Source organism: Pseudarthrobacter sulfonivorans (assembly GCF_001484605.1).
Taxonomy (GTDB): Bacteria; Actinomycetota; Actinomycetes; order Actinomycetales; family Micrococcaceae; genus Arthrobacter; species Arthrobacter sulfonivorans_A.
Genome location: NZ_CP013747.1, coordinates 4558653 through 4573209 on the forward strand (window position 1 = coordinate 4558653; position 14557 = coordinate 4573209).

Annotated in this window: 14 protein-coding genes; 11 read left to right on the forward strand and 3 right to left on the reverse strand. The window is 65.2% G+C overall.

The genetic code is table 11. The features are described from left to right. Positions 1-76: 76 nt before the first annotated feature. The 4 genes from thrS to pdxS all read left to right on the forward strand — a co-directional run bounded on the left by thrS (position 77) and on the right by pdxS (position 4375). Complete coding sequence (gene thrS, locus AU252_RS20750) at positions 77-2086, forward strand: threonine--tRNA ligase (protein ID WP_058932330.1); 2010 nt, start codon at positions 77-79, stop codon at positions 2084-2086. A gap of 20 nt (positions 2087-2106) precedes the next feature. Then, positions 2107-2694 carry an HIT family protein gene (locus AU252_RS20755; RefSeq protein ID WP_056340364.1) on the forward strand — a complete coding sequence of 196 codons (588 nt, stop codon included), beginning with the start codon at positions 2107-2109 and terminating at the stop codon, positions 2692-2694. Continuing rightward, positions 2684-3307 (forward strand): phosphatidylinositol phosphate synthase, encoded by a 624-nt coding sequence (gene pgsA, locus AU252_RS20760; RefSeq protein WP_058932331.1) that lies wholly within the window; start codon positions 2684-2686, stop codon positions 3305-3307. The genes AU252_RS20755 and pgsA overlap by 11 nt, the downstream gene beginning before the upstream one ends. 141 nt (positions 3308-3448) lie before the next feature. Beyond that, positions 3449-4375 (forward strand): pyridoxal 5'-phosphate synthase lyase subunit PdxS, encoded by a 927-nt coding sequence (gene pdxS, locus AU252_RS20765; RefSeq protein WP_058932332.1) that lies wholly within the window; start codon positions 3449-3451, stop codon positions 4373-4375. 102 nt (positions 4376-4477) lie between these two features. On the opposite strand, the gene AU252_RS20770 is transcribed toward pdxS, so the two are convergent. Next, the gene (locus tag AU252_RS20770; protein WP_058932333.1) at positions 4478-6487 is read right to left on the reverse strand and encodes a M3 family metallopeptidase; all 2010 of its coding nucleotides are present in this window, start codon (positions 6485-6487) and stop codon (positions 4478-4480) included. Positions 6488-6571: 84 nt separating this feature from the next. On the opposite strand from AU252_RS20770, the gene AU252_RS20775 reads away from it, so the two are divergent. Then, positions 6572-7840 carry a CapA family protein gene (locus AU252_RS20775; RefSeq protein ID WP_058932334.1) on the forward strand — a complete coding sequence of 423 codons (1269 nt, stop codon included), beginning with the start codon at positions 6572-6574 and terminating at the stop codon, positions 7838-7840. 51 nt (positions 7841-7891) lie between these two features. Here the strand turns inward: AU252_RS20775 and AU252_RS20780 are convergent, their stop codons facing one another. Both AU252_RS20780 and AU252_RS20785 read right to left on the reverse strand, forming a co-directional pair. Further along, positions 7892-8659: a type 1 glutamine amidotransferase gene (locus AU252_RS20780; protein ID WP_058932335.1), complete on the reverse strand. Its 768-nt coding sequence runs from the start codon at positions 8657-8659 to the stop codon at positions 7892-7894. Further along, positions 8656-9948, reverse strand: coding sequence for a Mur ligase family protein (locus AU252_RS20785; RefSeq protein ID WP_058932336.1), 1293 nt, complete (start codon positions 9946-9948; stop codon positions 8656-8658). The genes AU252_RS20780 and AU252_RS20785 overlap by 4 nt, the downstream gene beginning before the upstream one ends. A gap of 90 nt (positions 9949-10038) precedes the next feature. Between AU252_RS20785 and pdxT the strand changes: the two genes are divergently transcribed. From pdxT to yajC, 6 genes are all read left to right on the forward strand, one after another. After that, positions 10039-10749 (forward strand): pyridoxal 5'-phosphate synthase glutaminase subunit PdxT, encoded by a 711-nt coding sequence (gene pdxT / locus AU252_RS20790; RefSeq protein WP_056340341.1) that lies wholly within the window; start codon positions 10039-10041, stop codon positions 10747-10749. Between the two features lie 3 nt (positions 10750-10752). Next, positions 10753-11508, forward strand: a complete 756-nt coding sequence (locus AU252_RS20795) for a YebC/PmpR family DNA-binding transcriptional regulator (RefSeq protein WP_058932337.1) — start codon at positions 10753-10755, stop codon at positions 11506-11508. A gap of 35 nt (positions 11509-11543) precedes the next feature. Beyond that, complete coding sequence (gene ruvC / locus AU252_RS20800) at positions 11544-12122, forward strand: crossover junction endodeoxyribonuclease RuvC (protein ID WP_056340336.1); 579 nt, start codon at positions 11544-11546, stop codon at positions 12120-12122. Between the two features lie 90 nt (positions 12123-12212). Further along, a complete protein-coding gene (gene ruvA, locus AU252_RS20805; protein ID WP_058932338.1) occupies positions 12213-12857 on the forward strand; it encodes a Holliday junction branch migration protein RuvA in 645 nt (214 codons plus the stop codon). Beyond that, positions 12850-13938 (forward strand): Holliday junction branch migration DNA helicase RuvB, encoded by a 1089-nt coding sequence (ruvB, locus tag AU252_RS20810; protein ID WP_058932339.1) that lies wholly within the window; start codon positions 12850-12852, stop codon positions 13936-13938. Before ruvA ends, ruvB begins: the two co-directional genes overlap by 8 nt. 182 nt (positions 13939-14120) lie before the next feature. Next, positions 14121-14510: a preprotein translocase subunit YajC gene (gene yajC / locus AU252_RS20815; RefSeq protein WP_058932340.1), complete on the forward strand. Its 390-nt coding sequence runs from the start codon at positions 14121-14123 to the stop codon at positions 14508-14510. Positions 14511-14557: the final 47 nt, after the last annotated feature.

Sequence of the window (14557 nt, forward strand, 5' to 3'; positions counted from 1 at the left end):
TAGCATTGACGATGGCTGGCTGTGGTCCCCGTACGCCACAAGCTATGAAGCCTAAAACTTTGAATAGGAGACACCCGTGTCAGATGCCCAGCAGATCACCCTCATCGTCGATGGCGAAGAGACCAAGGTGACTACCGGGACAACCGGTGCGGAACTCTTCTTTGAGCGCCGCGATGTTGTTGTTGCCCGCGTCAACGGCGAGCTGAAGGACCTGGACCAGGAGCTGCCCGAGGGCGCCGAGATCGAGGGCGTCACCATCGACTCCCCGGACGGCCTGGACGTCCTCCGCCACTCCACCGCCCACGTCATGGCCCAGGCAGTGCAGCAGCTGCGCCCGGACGCCAAGCTGGGCATCGGCCCGTACATCACCGACGGCTTCTACTTCGACTTCGACGTCGCAGAACCGTTCACCCCCGAGGACCTCAAGACCCTCGAGAAGATGATGCTCAAGATCGTCAACCAGAACCAGAAATTCGTCCGCCGCGTGGTCAGCGAGGACGAGGCCCGCGAGGCCATGAAGAACGAGCCCTACAAGCTCGAACTCCTGGGCAAGAAGAACAACGCCGCCGAAGCCGGCGAGGGCGTCAACGTCGAGGTAGGCGCCGGCGACATCACCATCTACAACAATGTCGAGCGCAAAGAGGGCACCACGGTCTGGTGCGACCTCTGCCGCGGCCCGCACCTGCCCAACACCAAGCTCATCTCCAACGCCTTCGCCCTGACCCGGTCCTCCTCCGCGTACTGGCTGGGCAACCAGAAGAACCAGCAGCTGCAGCGCATCTACGGCACCGCCTGGCCCACCAAGGACGCGCTCAAGGCCTACCAGGAGCGCATCGCCGAGGCTGAGCGGCGCGACCACCGCAAGCTCGGCGTCGAACTTGACCTGTTCTCCTTCCCGGACGAGCTGGGCTCCGGCCTGCCGGTGTTCCACCCCAAGGGCGGCATCATCCGCAAGGAGATGGAGGACTACTCCCGCCAGCGCCACGTCGACGCCGGCTACGAGTTCGTCTACACGCCCCACATCACCAAGGGCCACCTCTACGAAGTCTCGGGCCACCTGGACTGGTACAAGGAGGGCATGTTCCCGGCCATGCATGTGGACGCGGAACTCAACGAGGACGGCACCGTGCGCAAGCCCGGCCAGGACTACTACCTGAAGCCGATGAACTGCCCCATGCACAACCTGATCTTCCGCTCGCGTGGACGGTCCTACCGCGAACTGCCCCTGCGTCTCTTCGAATTCGGTTCGGTGTACCGGTATGAAAAGTCCGGCGTTGTACACGGTCTGACCCGGGTCCGTGGCATGACACAGGACGACGCCCACATCTACTGCACCCGCGAGCAGATGAAGGACGAACTCACCAAGACCCTCAAGTTCGTGCTCGACCTGCTGAAGGACTACGGCCTGAACGACTTCTACCTGGAGCTGTCCACCAAGGACCCGGAGAAGTACGTCGGCGAAGACGCAGCCTGGGAAGAAGCCACCCGGACCCTCGCCGAAGTGGCTGAGGAATCCGGCCTGGAACTGGTCGCGGATCCGGGCGGCGCGGCCTTCTACGGCCCGAAGATCTCCGTCCAGACCAAGGATGCACTCGGGCGAACCTGGCAGATGTCCACCATCCAGCTGGACTTCAACCTCCCGGAACGCTTCGAGCTGGAATTCCAGGCAGCCGACGGCACGCGCCAGCGTCCTGTGATGATCCACCGTGCACTCTTCGGTTCCATCGAGCGGTTCATGGGTGTGCTCACCGAGCACTACGCCGGCGCGTTCCCCGCGTGGCTTTCCCCCGTGCAGGTGGTGGGCATCCCGGTGGCCGAAACGTTCAACGAATACATGTTCGACGTCGTTGACCAGCTCAAGGCGGCGGGCATCCGCGCCGAGGTGGATACGTCCTCGGACAGGTTCCCCAAGAAGATCCGCACCGCCAGCAAGGACAAGATCCCCTTTGTCCTGATCGCCGGCGGCGACGACGCCGAGGCGGGCGCGGTGTCCTTCCGCTTCCGTGACGGGAGCCAGGACAACGGCGTGCCGGTGGCCGAGGCCGTCAAGCGGATCACGGAAGCCGTCCGTAACCGGACCAGCTAGCGGAAACGGATAAGAACACGGTGCAGGAGAACACAGGCGCAGGCTATCCAGGGGATGCCGGTGTGACAGATGACTTTGAGCTCGCGGGCGTGCCGGATGCATTCCAGCGCCTGTGGACTCCGCACCGGATGGCCTACATCAAGGGCGGCCAGCACCAGTTCAAGAACGAGAACGACTGTCCCTTCTGCGTAGGTCCGGGCCGGACTGACGAGGAAGCCCTGATCGTCTACCGGGGGAAGACCTGTTACGTGGTCCTCAACCTGTTTCCCTACAATCCGGGGCACCTCCTGGTCTGCCCGTACCGGCATGTCCCGGACTACACGGACCTCACGGTGGAGGAGACCGCGGAATTTGCGGAGATCACCCAGACGGCCATGCGGGTCCTGCGCAAGGTGGCGAACCCGGGCGGGTTCAACCTCGGCATGAACCAGGGCGTAGTGGGCGGGGCAGGAATCGCCGCGCACCTGCACCAGCACATCGTGCCGCGCTGGGGCGGGGACGGCAACTTCTTCCCCATCATTGCCCAGACCAAGGCCATCACGCAGACCCTGGATGAAGTCCGCCAGCAGGTTGCAGAGGCCTGGCCCGGGGAGACGGATGCTGAATAGGCATGCGCGCGGGTTTTTCACCGCGCTTTTCACTCCGCTTGCGCGCTGGCTCCTGAAAATCGGTGTTTCCCCTGATGCTGTGACGGTCATCGGAACCGCCGGCGTGGTGGTGGGTGCGTTGGTCTTCTACCCCCTCGGCCAGCTCTGGTGGGGGACCCTGTTCATTACCGCGTTCATTTTCTCGGACGTGCTTGACGGCATTATGGCCCGGCTGCGGGACACCGGCGGCCGCTGGGGAAACTTCCTGGACTCCACCCTGGACAGGATCGCCGACGGCGCGCTGTTCGCGGGTGTGGCCATCTGGTTTTTCACCGGGGGCGACGATTACGCCATCGCCGTCGCCGCCATGCTGTGCCTCGTTTTGGGCATGGTGGTCTCGTATGCGCGGTCCAAGGCCGAATCCCTTGGCTTCACGGCGAATGTAGGCATCGCCGAGCGCGCCGAGAGACTGGTTTCGGTGCTGGTGGTCACCGGATTTACCGGCCTGGGATTGCCCCCGGTGGTTCTTCTGGTGACGCTTGGACTCCTGGCCCTGGCCAGCCTCATCACGATCATCCAGCGCGTAGCCACCGTCCATCGCCAGGCCTTTGCGGAGTCCGCCGCTTCGGATTAAGCCTGATTAAGCCCGCCGCCTGCCGTGGGACTAGTATTGTGACTGCCCGGTCAATGGATCCGGCAACCCGGTGCGTGTACTTTCGGTTTCTTGCCGCCCTCACGCCCGGCGAAGATCATCTATCTACCCATAGGGGTTTTTGTGTCTACACCTGATGTAAGCAGCGAAGCCGGTTCGTCCGCGAACAGCGTCACGGGCAGCAACCGCGTCAAGCGCGGCATGGCTGAGATGCTCAAGGGCGGCGTCATCATGGACGTCGTCAACGTTGAACAGGCCCGCATCGCCGAAGACGCCGGTGCCGTTGCAGTGATGGCGCTGGAACGCGTTCCGGCCGATATCCGTGCCCAGGGCGGCGTGTCCCGCATGTCGGACCCGGACATGATCGACAAGATCATCGCAGCCGTGTCCGTCCCGGTCATGGCCAAGGCCCGGATCGGCCACTTCGTGGAGGCCCAGGTCCTGCAGTCGTTGGGCGTGGACTACATTGACGAGTCCGAGGTCCTGACCCCGGCCGACTACGTCCACCACATCGACAAGTGGAACTTCAAGGTTCCCTTCGTCTGTGGCGCCACGAACCTTGGTGAGGCGCTGCGCCGCATCAACGAAGGCGCGGCCATGATCCGTTCCAAGGGTGAGGCCGGCACCGGCGACGTCTCCAACGCCACCGGCCACATGCGCCAGATCCGCGCCGAGATCGCCAAGCTTGCCGCCCTGCCCAAGGACGAGCTCTACGTCGCGGCCAAGGAACTGCAGGCCCCGTACGAACTGGTCAAGGAAGTTGCCGCCGCCGGCAAGCTCCCCGTGGTGCTGTTCACCGCGGGCGGCATCGCCACCCCGGCCGACGCTGCGATGATGATGCAGCTCGGCGCCGACGGCGTGTTCGTCGGTTCCGGCATCTTCAAGTCCGGCAACCCGGCCCAGCGCGCCGCTGCCGTGGTCAAGGCCACCACGTTCTTCGATGACCCCGACGTCATCGCCAAGGCCTCCCGCGGCCTCGGCGAAGCCATGGTCGGCATCAACGTGGACGAGATCCCGCAGCCGCACCGCCTCTCCGAGCGCGGCTGGTAACTCGCTTTATTGGGGCGCCTTAGGGGCGCCTGGGGTCTCTGAAGTACGACGCCGGTCCCTCACCTTTCTTGGTGAGGGGCCGGCGTCGTCAGTTAACGGGTACTACTCCAGGCCGCGGCGTTTCAGCAGGGGCTCCAGCCGGGCGTCGCGGCCGCGGAGCGCGCGGAAGGATTCCAGCGGGTCCCTGCTGTTGCCGCGGGAGAGCAGCTCCTGGCGGAAGCGTTCGCCGTTGTCGCGTGTTAGGCCGCCGTTTTCGGTGAACCAGTCCACGGTTTCGACATCCAGCACCTCACTCCAGATGTACGAGTAATAGCCGGCCGCATAGCCAGCCCCCGCGAAGATGTGCTGGAAATAGCCGGTGCGGTAACGCGGCGGGATCATGGCATGAGCCACGCCCGCGGCCGCGAGGGACTTCGCCTCAAACGCCAGGACGTCGTCGGGAATTTCGGTTTCGTCCAGCACATGCCAGGCCAGGTCCAGCAGCGCAGCACCGAGGTATTCCGTGGTCCCGAAGCCTTCGCCCCAGAGCCGTGAGTCGTTCAGCTTGTCCACCACCTGCTGCGGAAGCGGTTCGCCGGTGGCGTGGTGCCGGGCATAATTGGCAAGCACCTCCGGCCACAGGATCCACATCTCGTTGACCTGCGACGGGTATTCCACAAAGTCGCGGGGGACAGCAGTCCCGGCGAACCGCGGATACGTCACGTTCGACAACAAGCCGTGGAGTGCGTGTCCGAACTCGTGGAAAGTGGTGCGTAGCTCGTCCAGCGTCAGGAGTGTGGGCTCGCCTGCCGGCGGCTTGGAGATGTTGAGGTTGTTGATCACCACGGGCCGGGTGCCCAGCAGGCCCGACTGGTCCACCAGCGAGTTCATCCAGGCGCCGCCCCGCTTGGATTCGCGGGTGTAGTAGTCGCCCAGGAACAATCCCAGTCCGCTGCCGTCCTGGTCCCGGACTTCCCAGGCGCGGACGTCCGGGTGGTAGCCTGCGAGGTCCTTGCGTTCGTGGAACGTGATGCCGTAGAGGGATGTGGCGGCGAAGAAGACGCCGTCCCGGAGTACGCGTTCCAGCTCGAAATAGGGGCGGAGTGCCTGCTCGTCCACGGCGTACTTTTCCCGCTGCACCTTGGCTGAGTAAAACGCCCAGTCCCAGGCCTCCAGCGGATGCCCTGCCGCCTCGGTCAGGGCCGCAGCCTCGGCGTCGGCATTGCGCACAGCCGCCGGGGCCAGCCTGGTCAGCATGGACTGGACCGCGTCAAAGTCGCGGGCTGTCTGGCGGTCCACCACGAGTTCGGCATAGTTGGCGAAACCCAGAAGGGCTGCCTTTTCAGCGCGCAGGCGTGCCGTCGACCTGGCCAGTTCCAGGACGTCCAGGCTGCCGCCGCTGCCCCGGCCGATGGAAGCTTCAAACAGCCGACGGCGGACGTCCCGGTTTTCGAGGGCAGCCAGGGCGGGCTGGTTGCTGGGCTGGATCAGCGTCAGCAGGAATTTTCCGTCGTGGCCAACGGCGCGGGCCGCCTCAGCGGCGCTGGCGACATCGTCTGCCGGCAAGCCGGCCAGCTCGGCTGCTGTGTCCAGCAGCAAGGCAGACGATTTCATGGCCTCCTTGACCCGCTGGCCAAACTCCGTGCCCAGTTTGGACAGCTCCGCGTTGATTTCCTTCAGCCGTTCCTGGCCCGGCTTTTCGAGCTGGATCCCGGACTGGCGGAACTCCTTCACGTACTCCTCCACGAGCCGGACTGACTCAGGGTCAAGCCCGGAGGTATCAATCGCCGCGAACCGGTCGAACAGTGCCCGATTGAGGTAGATCTCGTCCTGATGCGCCGAAATGCGGGGTGAGAGTTCGGTTTCCAGGTCACGGATTTCGTCTGTTGCGTCGGCTGAGGCAAGGGTGAAGAAGGAGTCGGCCGCCCGCTGGAGCAGTTGGCCGGACTTCTCCATGGCCAGGGCCGTGTTCTCGAAGTCCGCCGGCGCCGGGTTGTCCACGATCGCATGGATTTCCACCAGATGTTCCGTCAGGCCAGCGTCGATGGCATCGGCGTAATCGGATGGTTTGATCCGGGCAAAAGGCGGCAGCCCATAGGGCAGGGCGCTGGCGCTGAGGAGGGGATTCGTCATCACGCTAACCTTTCATACTGGCGCATGCTTCTCAACGCGCGGCTTTGTCGAATTTGCGCGGCGGCCAGACCTACAATGACGCCTATGGGGAAAAGGTTGGGCGCTGCTTCGGTGCGCGCTGTTGCTGTTCGTTCCGCTGCTGCGGTGTCCGCCGGCGTCCTGGCCGCTGCCCTGCTGGCAGGATGCGGCCTGGTCGCCGAACAGACTGTTCCGTCCTCCGGTGCTGCCAGTACCGGCGGCGGGACAAGGCAGCCAAGCCCGACGGCGTCCCCCACCCCGACGCCCACTCCCACCCCCGGCGCGGGGCCGGCCTGCCCCACGCTGCGGTGCACGTCCGTCGTCGTGACCGGCGACATGCTGGTCCACACCCAACTCTGGCAACAGGCCCGCGACGATGCCGCCGCAGCAGGCAAACCAGGGCTGGACTTCACCCCGCTCCTCGAAGGCCAACGAAAGTACATCCACGCCAGCGACCTCGCTATCTGCCACCAGGAAACGCCTGTGGCCGGGCCCGATGGCCCGTTCTCCGCGTACCCGTCATTCAACGTCCCGCCGCAGATCATCACAGCCGCTAAGGCGGTGGGGTACCGGGCCTGCACCACCGCGAGCAACCACACGATCGACCGAAGCACGGACGGAGTACTGCGTACCGTGGACGCCCTGGATGCGGCGGGGCTGAAGCACACCGGTTCCTACCGCACCGAGACCGAGTCGCAGGGAATCCTGATCCTGCAGACCAATGCCGCCAAGATCGCCATCATCGCGGGCACCTACGGGCTCAACGGCCAGTACCCTGAATACGGCTGGCAGGTGGACATGCTGGATGCGCCCGCCATGATCGCCAAGGCCGTGAAGGCACGGGCGCTCGGTGCGGACATTGTGCTCGGTGCCATGCACGCCGGCGACGAGTATGCCAGTGAAGCCAACGCCCAGCAGCAGGAGGTGGCCCACGCCCTGGTGGACAGCGGCCAGTTCACCATGATCTACGGCCACCACACCCACTCGGTGCTGCCCATCGAAAACTACAAGGGAACCTGGATCGTCTATGGGCTAGGCAACGGGGTAACCGAACTGTCGCCCTGGTATGTGGTGAACAACGAGGGCCTGCTGGTGCGGGCACAGTTCAGCCAGGACGCAGCCGGGAAGTGGACGGCGTCGGACCTGGCCTGGGCCCCCTCGGTGATTGTCCGCGATCCGTACCGCTGGTGCTCGGTGGCAACCGATGCACCGCAGGGCGTCTGTGCAACTCCCGAGGCCGACGCCGCGACGAGGTTGAGGACCGCCACGGTGGTGGACTCGATGGGCGCGGCTGCTGCCGGCGCGCATGAACTGCTGATCACCAAGGATCCCTGAGACAGTTCGACGGGGAAATCGTCCGCGCAGCGCTACTCAGCGCGGCAACGATCAGCGCGGTCGGCGCGTTGCGTGCTCCCGGGCCAGCACCGCGTAGCGGTCGTCCGGGGCGCCGGCCGTGAAGGTGCCGTATTTACGCTCGGCGGCGGTCCTGATGAGGAAGTCGGCGATGGCAGGGTTCTTGGGCAGCAGCGAACCGTGCAGGTAGCTGGCCACCACATTCTTGTAGCGTGCGCCCTCGTGACCGTCGCTGCTGTTGTTGCCGGTACCTTTCGCGGTGGTCCCCAACGGCCGGACGCCCGCACCCAGCGTGGTCTGCCCGCTGTGGTTCTCGTATCCCAGCACCTCGCCGAACTCTTCGGTGGCCACCCTGACGTTGCCGATCAGGCGCTCGTCCGTGCCGTGTGTCTCCACGTCCAGGACACCGATGCCCGGTATGACCGAGCCTAAACGGGTCTTGAAGAAGCGCCCGAACAGCTGGTACAGCCCGCAGATCACCAGCATGGGTGCGCCGTCCTCGGCCAGCTTCGTGAGGACGCCGGCCTGCGACTGGAGGTCGTCCTTGATGACCAGCTGTCCGCTGTCCTGGCCGCCGCCCCCGACAATCAGGTCAACGTCGGCGGGAAATTCGTCGCCGACGTTGTACTCCAGCAGCTCCGGGGTGTAGCCGTGCCAGCTGATCCGCTGCTTGAGCACCAGGGCGTTGCCCCAGTCGCCGTAGATGTTCATGTCCCGCGGGTAGAGCTGCAGGACCCGGATGGTTCCCTTGGAATTCTGTTCGACGCCGTCCGGCCCGATGCCGGTTGATTCAGCGGTCATGAGACCACCTCCACTGTGGTGATTTTGGACAGCTCGCGGCGGATGGCCAGCATGGCTGTGTAGGTGCAGAAGATCCGCTTCGGTTTGCCCTTGGCGTCCCGGATAAACGCGGCGAGTGCGGGCGCGATCTCCGGCTGGACCCCGCCGATCCGGACGTCGTCATACTGCAGCCGCAGCGCCATGTCGTAGGCGCGGGAACCTGTCAGCTGGTCCACACCGCCGTCGCGGAGCGAATCGAATTCCACGTCCCAGAGCCAGGACATGTCACGGCCGTCGGCGTAGTTATCGTTGATGGCGATCATGGTGGCGTAACCGCCCGCGGGGAAGGACTTCAGTCCCAGCCGGAAACCGCTGGGGTTCTTCACCAGGACGAGGTCCAGGGGCTGGCCGTCCACCGTAAGGCTTTCGCCGCGGCCGAACGCCGGCTCCACCTGGGACAGCGCGGTGAGCAGGGTGGCGTGGTCGGCTGTGGCGGCACCGCCACCACAGATGCTGCGGGCCAGGGTCAGCGCCGCAGCCGCGTTAAAGATGTTGTAGACGCCGCGGAGCTTCATCGCGGTGGTGACCGTGGCACCGTCGTACTCAAAATCGGCGGTGTCCGGCCCCACTTTGCGGAGTACGACGTCGGCCGCTGGCTTGTGGGGGAGCGCTGCGGGGGCGGGGCTGCCGGGCGCTGCCCGCATGTCGTCGTCGTTGGGGAAGGTGCTCAGGAGCGAATCGTCCAGGCCGAAGTACTGGACGTCCTGGCCGGTGAGGGTTTCCGCGATGCGGGCCACCCGCGGATCCTCCCGGTTGAGGACTACTGTTCCGGTGGTTTTGTCGGCGATGTGCTGCAGCAGCTGGGCCGTCTTGTCGATCTCGCCGAACCGGTCCAATTGGTCACGCAGGACGTTGAGCAGGAGGCTGTACCGCGGCGGAACACGGTTCACAAAATGCGTGGCGTGGGCTTCGTCGAGCTCCAGCACGGCGACGTCGGCCCTGAGCCTGCCGCGCCAGTCCACTTCGCCCAGCAGGGCGGCCGCCACGCCGCGGGTGAAATTGCTGCCGGTGCGGTTGGTGAAGACCTTCAGGCCCTGGCTTTCCAGGAGTTCCACCACCATCTTGGTGGTGGTGGTTTTGCCGTTGGTTCCGCTCACCACGGCGACGCCGTGAGGGAGCGTGGAGAGTGTCCGCTGCATAAAGCCGGGATCGATTTTTTCGACCACCAGCCCGGGCAGCGCGGACCCTCCGCCCCTGAGCCGGGACACCCGGCGGACCAGCTTGCCGAGCGGAACACTGATGTAAAGCATGCTCTGTAATATATCCCAGCAACGGCATAGAACCCTTCCCGGAAGCGCTTCCGGCGCCGCCCCGGGACCAGCGCACATTATGCTGATTGGATGACAAACCCCCTTTCGGCTGCTTCTGCACGCGTGGGCTCGGGCCTCCGGATCGGCGTCCTGGCACTTCAGGGCGACTTCCGCGAACACCTCCGGGCCGTGGAAGCCGCGGGTGCCGCCGGCGTCGGAATCCGCCGCCCCTCCGAACTGGACGGCCTGGACGGCCTCATCATTCCCGGCGGAGAATCCACGGCCATCGACAAGCTGGCCCGCGCCTTTGAGCTGGCCGGACCGTTGAAGGACCGGATCCGCGACGGACTGCCGGTCTACGGTTCCTGTGCCGGCATGATCCTCCTCGCCGACGAGATCGCCGATCCCGCCACAGACCTGGCCGGCCACCCGCAGCAGACCTTCGGTGGCCTGGACATCACAGTGCGGCGCAACGCCTTCGGCCGGCAGCGCGAGTCGTTCGAAACGGACCTGGATTTCAAGGGCCTGGACTTCAGCGCCACGGAATCCGGTGTCGCTCCAGTACACGCCGTGTTCATCCGCGGCCCCTGGGTGGAACGCGTCGGCGACGGCGTGGAGATACTGGCCCAGGTGGAGCCCGCAGACCCTGAGCACGCGTCCCACGCGGCGACTCTGCCGGGGACAGCTAGAATTGTTGCAGTGCGTTCCGGCCACCTGCTGGCCACCTCCTTCCACCCGGAAGTGACTGGGGAGAAACGCGTACATGAACTTTTTATCCGCATGATCAGAGGAGACGCGTAAAGCATGTCAGGACACTCCAAATGGGCGACTACCAAGCACAAGAAGGCCATCCTCGATAGTCGCCGTGCAAAATCGTTCGCCAAACTGATCAAGAACATCGAAGTCGCCGCGCGTATGGGCGGACCGGACCTCGCCGGCAACCCGGGCCTGGAACTCGCCGTCACCAAGGCCAAGAAGACCTCCGTTCCAGCCGACAACATCGACCGTGCCATCAAGCGTGGTGCCGGCCTCACCGGCGAAGTGGTTGACTACACCGAGATTATGTACGAATGCCGCGGCCCGCAGGGTTCGGCGCTGCTGATCGAGTGCCTCACGGACAACAAGAACCGCGCCGCCTCCGAGGTCCGCCTGGCGATCTCCCGCAACGGCGGCACCATCGCCGATCCCGGTTCGGTCAGCTACCTGTTCAGCCGCAAGGGCGTTGTCTCGCTGCCGAAGAACGGCCTGAGCGAGGACGACGTCCTGATGGCCGTCCTCGACGCCGGAGCCGAGGAAGTCAAGGACAACGGGGAAAGCTTCGAGATCCACTCCGAGCCCACCGACCTCCAGGCCATCCGCGATGCCCTCAAGGAAGCCGGAATCGAGTACGAGACCGACGAGGCCGAGTTTGTGCCGTCCATGCAGGTGCCGCTGGACCTCGATGCCGCCAAGAAGTTCATGAAGCTCGTGGACGCCCTGGAAGAGCTCGACGACGTCCAGAACGTGTACAGCAACGCCGACCTCAGCGACGAAGTCCAGGCCGCCCTGGAAGCTGAGTGACCTTTCGCTTTGTGGCCTAAGGCGGATGTCCCAGGGTGACCCTGCGCGTATTAGGTGTTGACCCGGGCCTCACCCGGTGTGGCATCGGCGTGGTCGACGTCGAGCGGAACAGGCGCGCCACAATGGTGGCAGTCGGAGTGGTGGGTACCTCTCCCGAGGAGACCCTGGACCAGCGCCTGCTGGTTATTGCCTTGGCCATCGACGAGTGGCTGGACCGCTACGAACCCCAGGTGCTCGCCGTCGAACGCGTTTTTTCCCAGCTCAACGTCAGTACGGTAATGGGCGTGGCGCAGGCCTCCGGCGTCGTGATTGCCGCCGCCGCCCGGCGCGGGATCCCGGTGGCTCTGCATACGCCGTCGGAAGTGAAAGCAGCGGTGACCGGCAGCGGTACCTCCAACAAGGAAGCCGTGACCAAACTCGTCACAAAAATCCTCAGGCTGGACGCGCCGCCGCGGCCGGCGGACGCCGCAGATGCCCTGGCCCTTGCCATCACCCACGCCTGGCGCGCGGGCAGCGGAGCCGCGGTGGCCACCACCGGCCCCGGCAGCCTGTCGCTGACGCCGGCCCAGCGCGCGTGGGCCGATGCCGAGGCGAAAGCGCGCCGCGCACGCTGAATGTCCGGGGCGCTTGCTAGGGTATTCGTAGATATGTTCGGATAGCCGGTCCTACCCCCAAGAGCCCGGCAGTACACCAGGAGCCCGGCTTTGATCAGTTTCCTTCGCGGAACCGTAGCGCACGTTGGCCTTTCCGCTGCCGTGATCGACCTCAACGGGGCGGGCATGAGCGTCAACGCCACGCCGCAGACCCTCAGCCGCCTCCGCACCGGCGAGGAAGGCAAGCTCTTCACGTCGCTGATCGTGCGCGAGGATTCCCTCACCCTGTTCGGTTTTGCCACCGACGACGAACGCGAGGTCTTCGATGTCCTGCTCAGCGTCAGCGGCGTAGGTCCGCGGCTCGCGCTGGCGGTGCTCGCCGTGCACGAGCCTGAAACGATCAGGGTTGCCGCGCACACGAGTGACAGCAAGACGTTCACCACGGTGCCCGGCATCGGCCCCAAAGTGGCCGGCCGGATTGTGCTGGAACTGGCCGGCAAGCTGGTGCCCCACGGAACGGCAGGTGCCACCGGCGTGTCCACTCCGGCCGAAGCGGCCTGGAAGCCCCAGGTGGTGGCGGCCATGACCAGCCTCGGGTGGTCGGAAAAGGATGCCGGTGCCAGCATCGAGAAGGCCCTTGCAGACGATCCCGAGGTGGAATTCCGTGGCAATGTGGCCGAGATCCTGCGGACCACGCTGCGCTGGCTGGGCCAGGACGGCGCGCGGGCCGGTAACCGCGTAGGCAGCCGTGGCTGAGCCTTCGGTGGTGGCAGCAGGGGAGGAACCCGAGGAACGGGCGATCGAAGCCGCCCTCCGGCCGAAGAACCTCGATGACTTCGTCGGCCAGCACCGGGTCCGCAGGCAACTCTCGCTGGTCCTGCAGGCCTCCCGGATGCGGGGGCGCAGCGCGGACCACGTGCTGTTTTCCGGCCCTCCAGGCCTCGGCAAAACAACCCTGGCCATGATAGTGGCCGCTGAAATGAACGCGCCACTGCGGATCAGCAGCGGTCCGGCCATCCAGCACGCCGGCGACCTCGCCGCCATCCTTTCCTCCCTTTCCGAAGGGGAGGTCCTCTTCCTGGACGAGATCCACCGGATGTCCAGGCCGGCAGAGGAAATGCTCTACATGGCCATGGAAGATTTCCGTGTGGACATTGTGGTGGGCAAGGGCGCCGGGGCCACCGCCATTCCGTTGGAACTGCCGCCCTTCACCCTGGTGGGTGCCACCACGCGCGCCGGTCTGCTGCCAGGACCGCTCCGGGACAGGTTCGGGTTCACCGGGCATTTGGAGTTCTACAGCGTGGCCGAGCTCGAACTGGTGCTCAGGCGCTCCGCCGGCCTGCTGGACCTCAAGGTCAACTCTGCGGGCTTCAGCGAAATTGCCGGCCGGTCCCGCGGTACGCCACGTATCGCCAACCGCCTCCTCCGCCGGGTCCGGGACTGGGCACTCGTGCATGGGATTGAGCAGATTGATGCCCGCGCCGCTTCCGCTGCCCTGGACATGTATGAAGTGGACAAGCGAGGCCTGGACCGGCTGGACCGCGCTGTCCTCGAAGCACTCATTACGAAGTTCGGCGGGGGACCCGTGGGGCTTTCCACCCTTGCCATTGCGGTGGGGGAGGAGACCGAGACCGTGGAAACGGTGGCGGAACCGTTCCTGGTGCGCGAAGGTCTGCTGGGCCGGACGCCACGGGGCCGCATCGCCATGGCTCCGGCCTGGACCCACTTGGGCTTCGCCGTACCGGCCGGAGTTTTCGGGCAGGAGCCGTTGGATCTGTTCGAATCGGACCCGGACAGCGCCGAGTCCGCGGCCGAATGGGCACCGAACGGTCAATAGCACTGTCCTCCCAGCTTTTCCCTTTAGACTGGTATGACACCCGGCACGTTCGGGTCTGTGTTCCCGCGACGGCTTCGAGGAGCCGCTGCCTGCCAGGCAGGATTCTCTGCAACGGGGAACGACGCGGACGCTGCCAAACACCCGATACGCCAGTACAGAACGGAATCTTCCCTGTGGATCCAATGAACATCGTCTTGTTCGCAATGCTCGGAATCTTTATCTTCATGATGTTCCGCCGCAACAAGAAGACCAAGGAGCAGCAGGCAACGCTGCAGTCCCAGTTCGAGCCCGGTGTTGAGGTTATGACGAGCTTCGGACTCTTTGGTCGGATTGTCTCCATGGACGACGCCGAGAACAAAGTTGTCCTTGAGCTCTCCCCCGGGAACCTGGCAACTGTCCACCGCCAGGCTGTGACCAAGATTGTGGAACCGCCCGTCGAAGCCGAGACTCCGGCCGTCCCGGATGACGCCTCCTCACTCACCACTGAAGAAGCAGGCACCCCGGCAGCATCCGCCGAAACCCCGGACGAGACCCTGAAGCGCCTCAACGACGAGGGCAAGAAGGACAACTAGTCCACGCCGCACGGCAGCCCGCGTTACAACACCTCTACGGCTGGGGA

Excerpts from the sequence above, each read along its gene's own strand:
- pgsA (WP_058932331.1), top strand. The coding sequence starts at position 2,684 with ATGCTGAATAGGCATGCGCGCGGGTTTTTCACCGCGCTTTTCACTCCG.
- AU252_RS20770 (WP_058932333.1), bottom strand. The coding sequence starts at position 6,487 with ATGACGAATCCCCTCCTCAGCGCCAGCGCCCTGCCCTATGGGCTGCCG.
- AU252_RS20775 (WP_058932334.1), top strand. The coding sequence starts at position 6,572 with ATGGGGAAAAGGTTGGGCGCTGCTTCGGTGCGCGCTGTTGCTGTTCGT.
- AU252_RS20780 (WP_058932335.1), bottom strand. The coding sequence starts at position 8,659 with ATGACCGCTGAATCAACCGGCATCGGGCCGGACGGCGTCGAACAGAAT.
- AU252_RS20785 (WP_058932336.1), bottom strand. The coding sequence starts at position 9,948 with ATGCTTTACATCAGTGTTCCGCTCGGCAAGCTGGTCCGCCGGGTGTCC.
- pdxT (WP_056340341.1), top strand. The coding sequence starts at position 10,039 with ATGACAAACCCCCTTTCGGCTGCTTCTGCACGCGTGGGCTCGGGCCTC.
- AU252_RS20795 (WP_058932337.1), top strand. The coding sequence starts at position 10,753 with ATGTCAGGACACTCCAAATGGGCGACTACCAAGCACAAGAAGGCCATC.
- yajC (WP_058932340.1), top strand. The coding sequence starts at position 14,121 with ATGAACATCGTCTTGTTCGCAATGCTCGGAATCTTTATCTTCATGATG.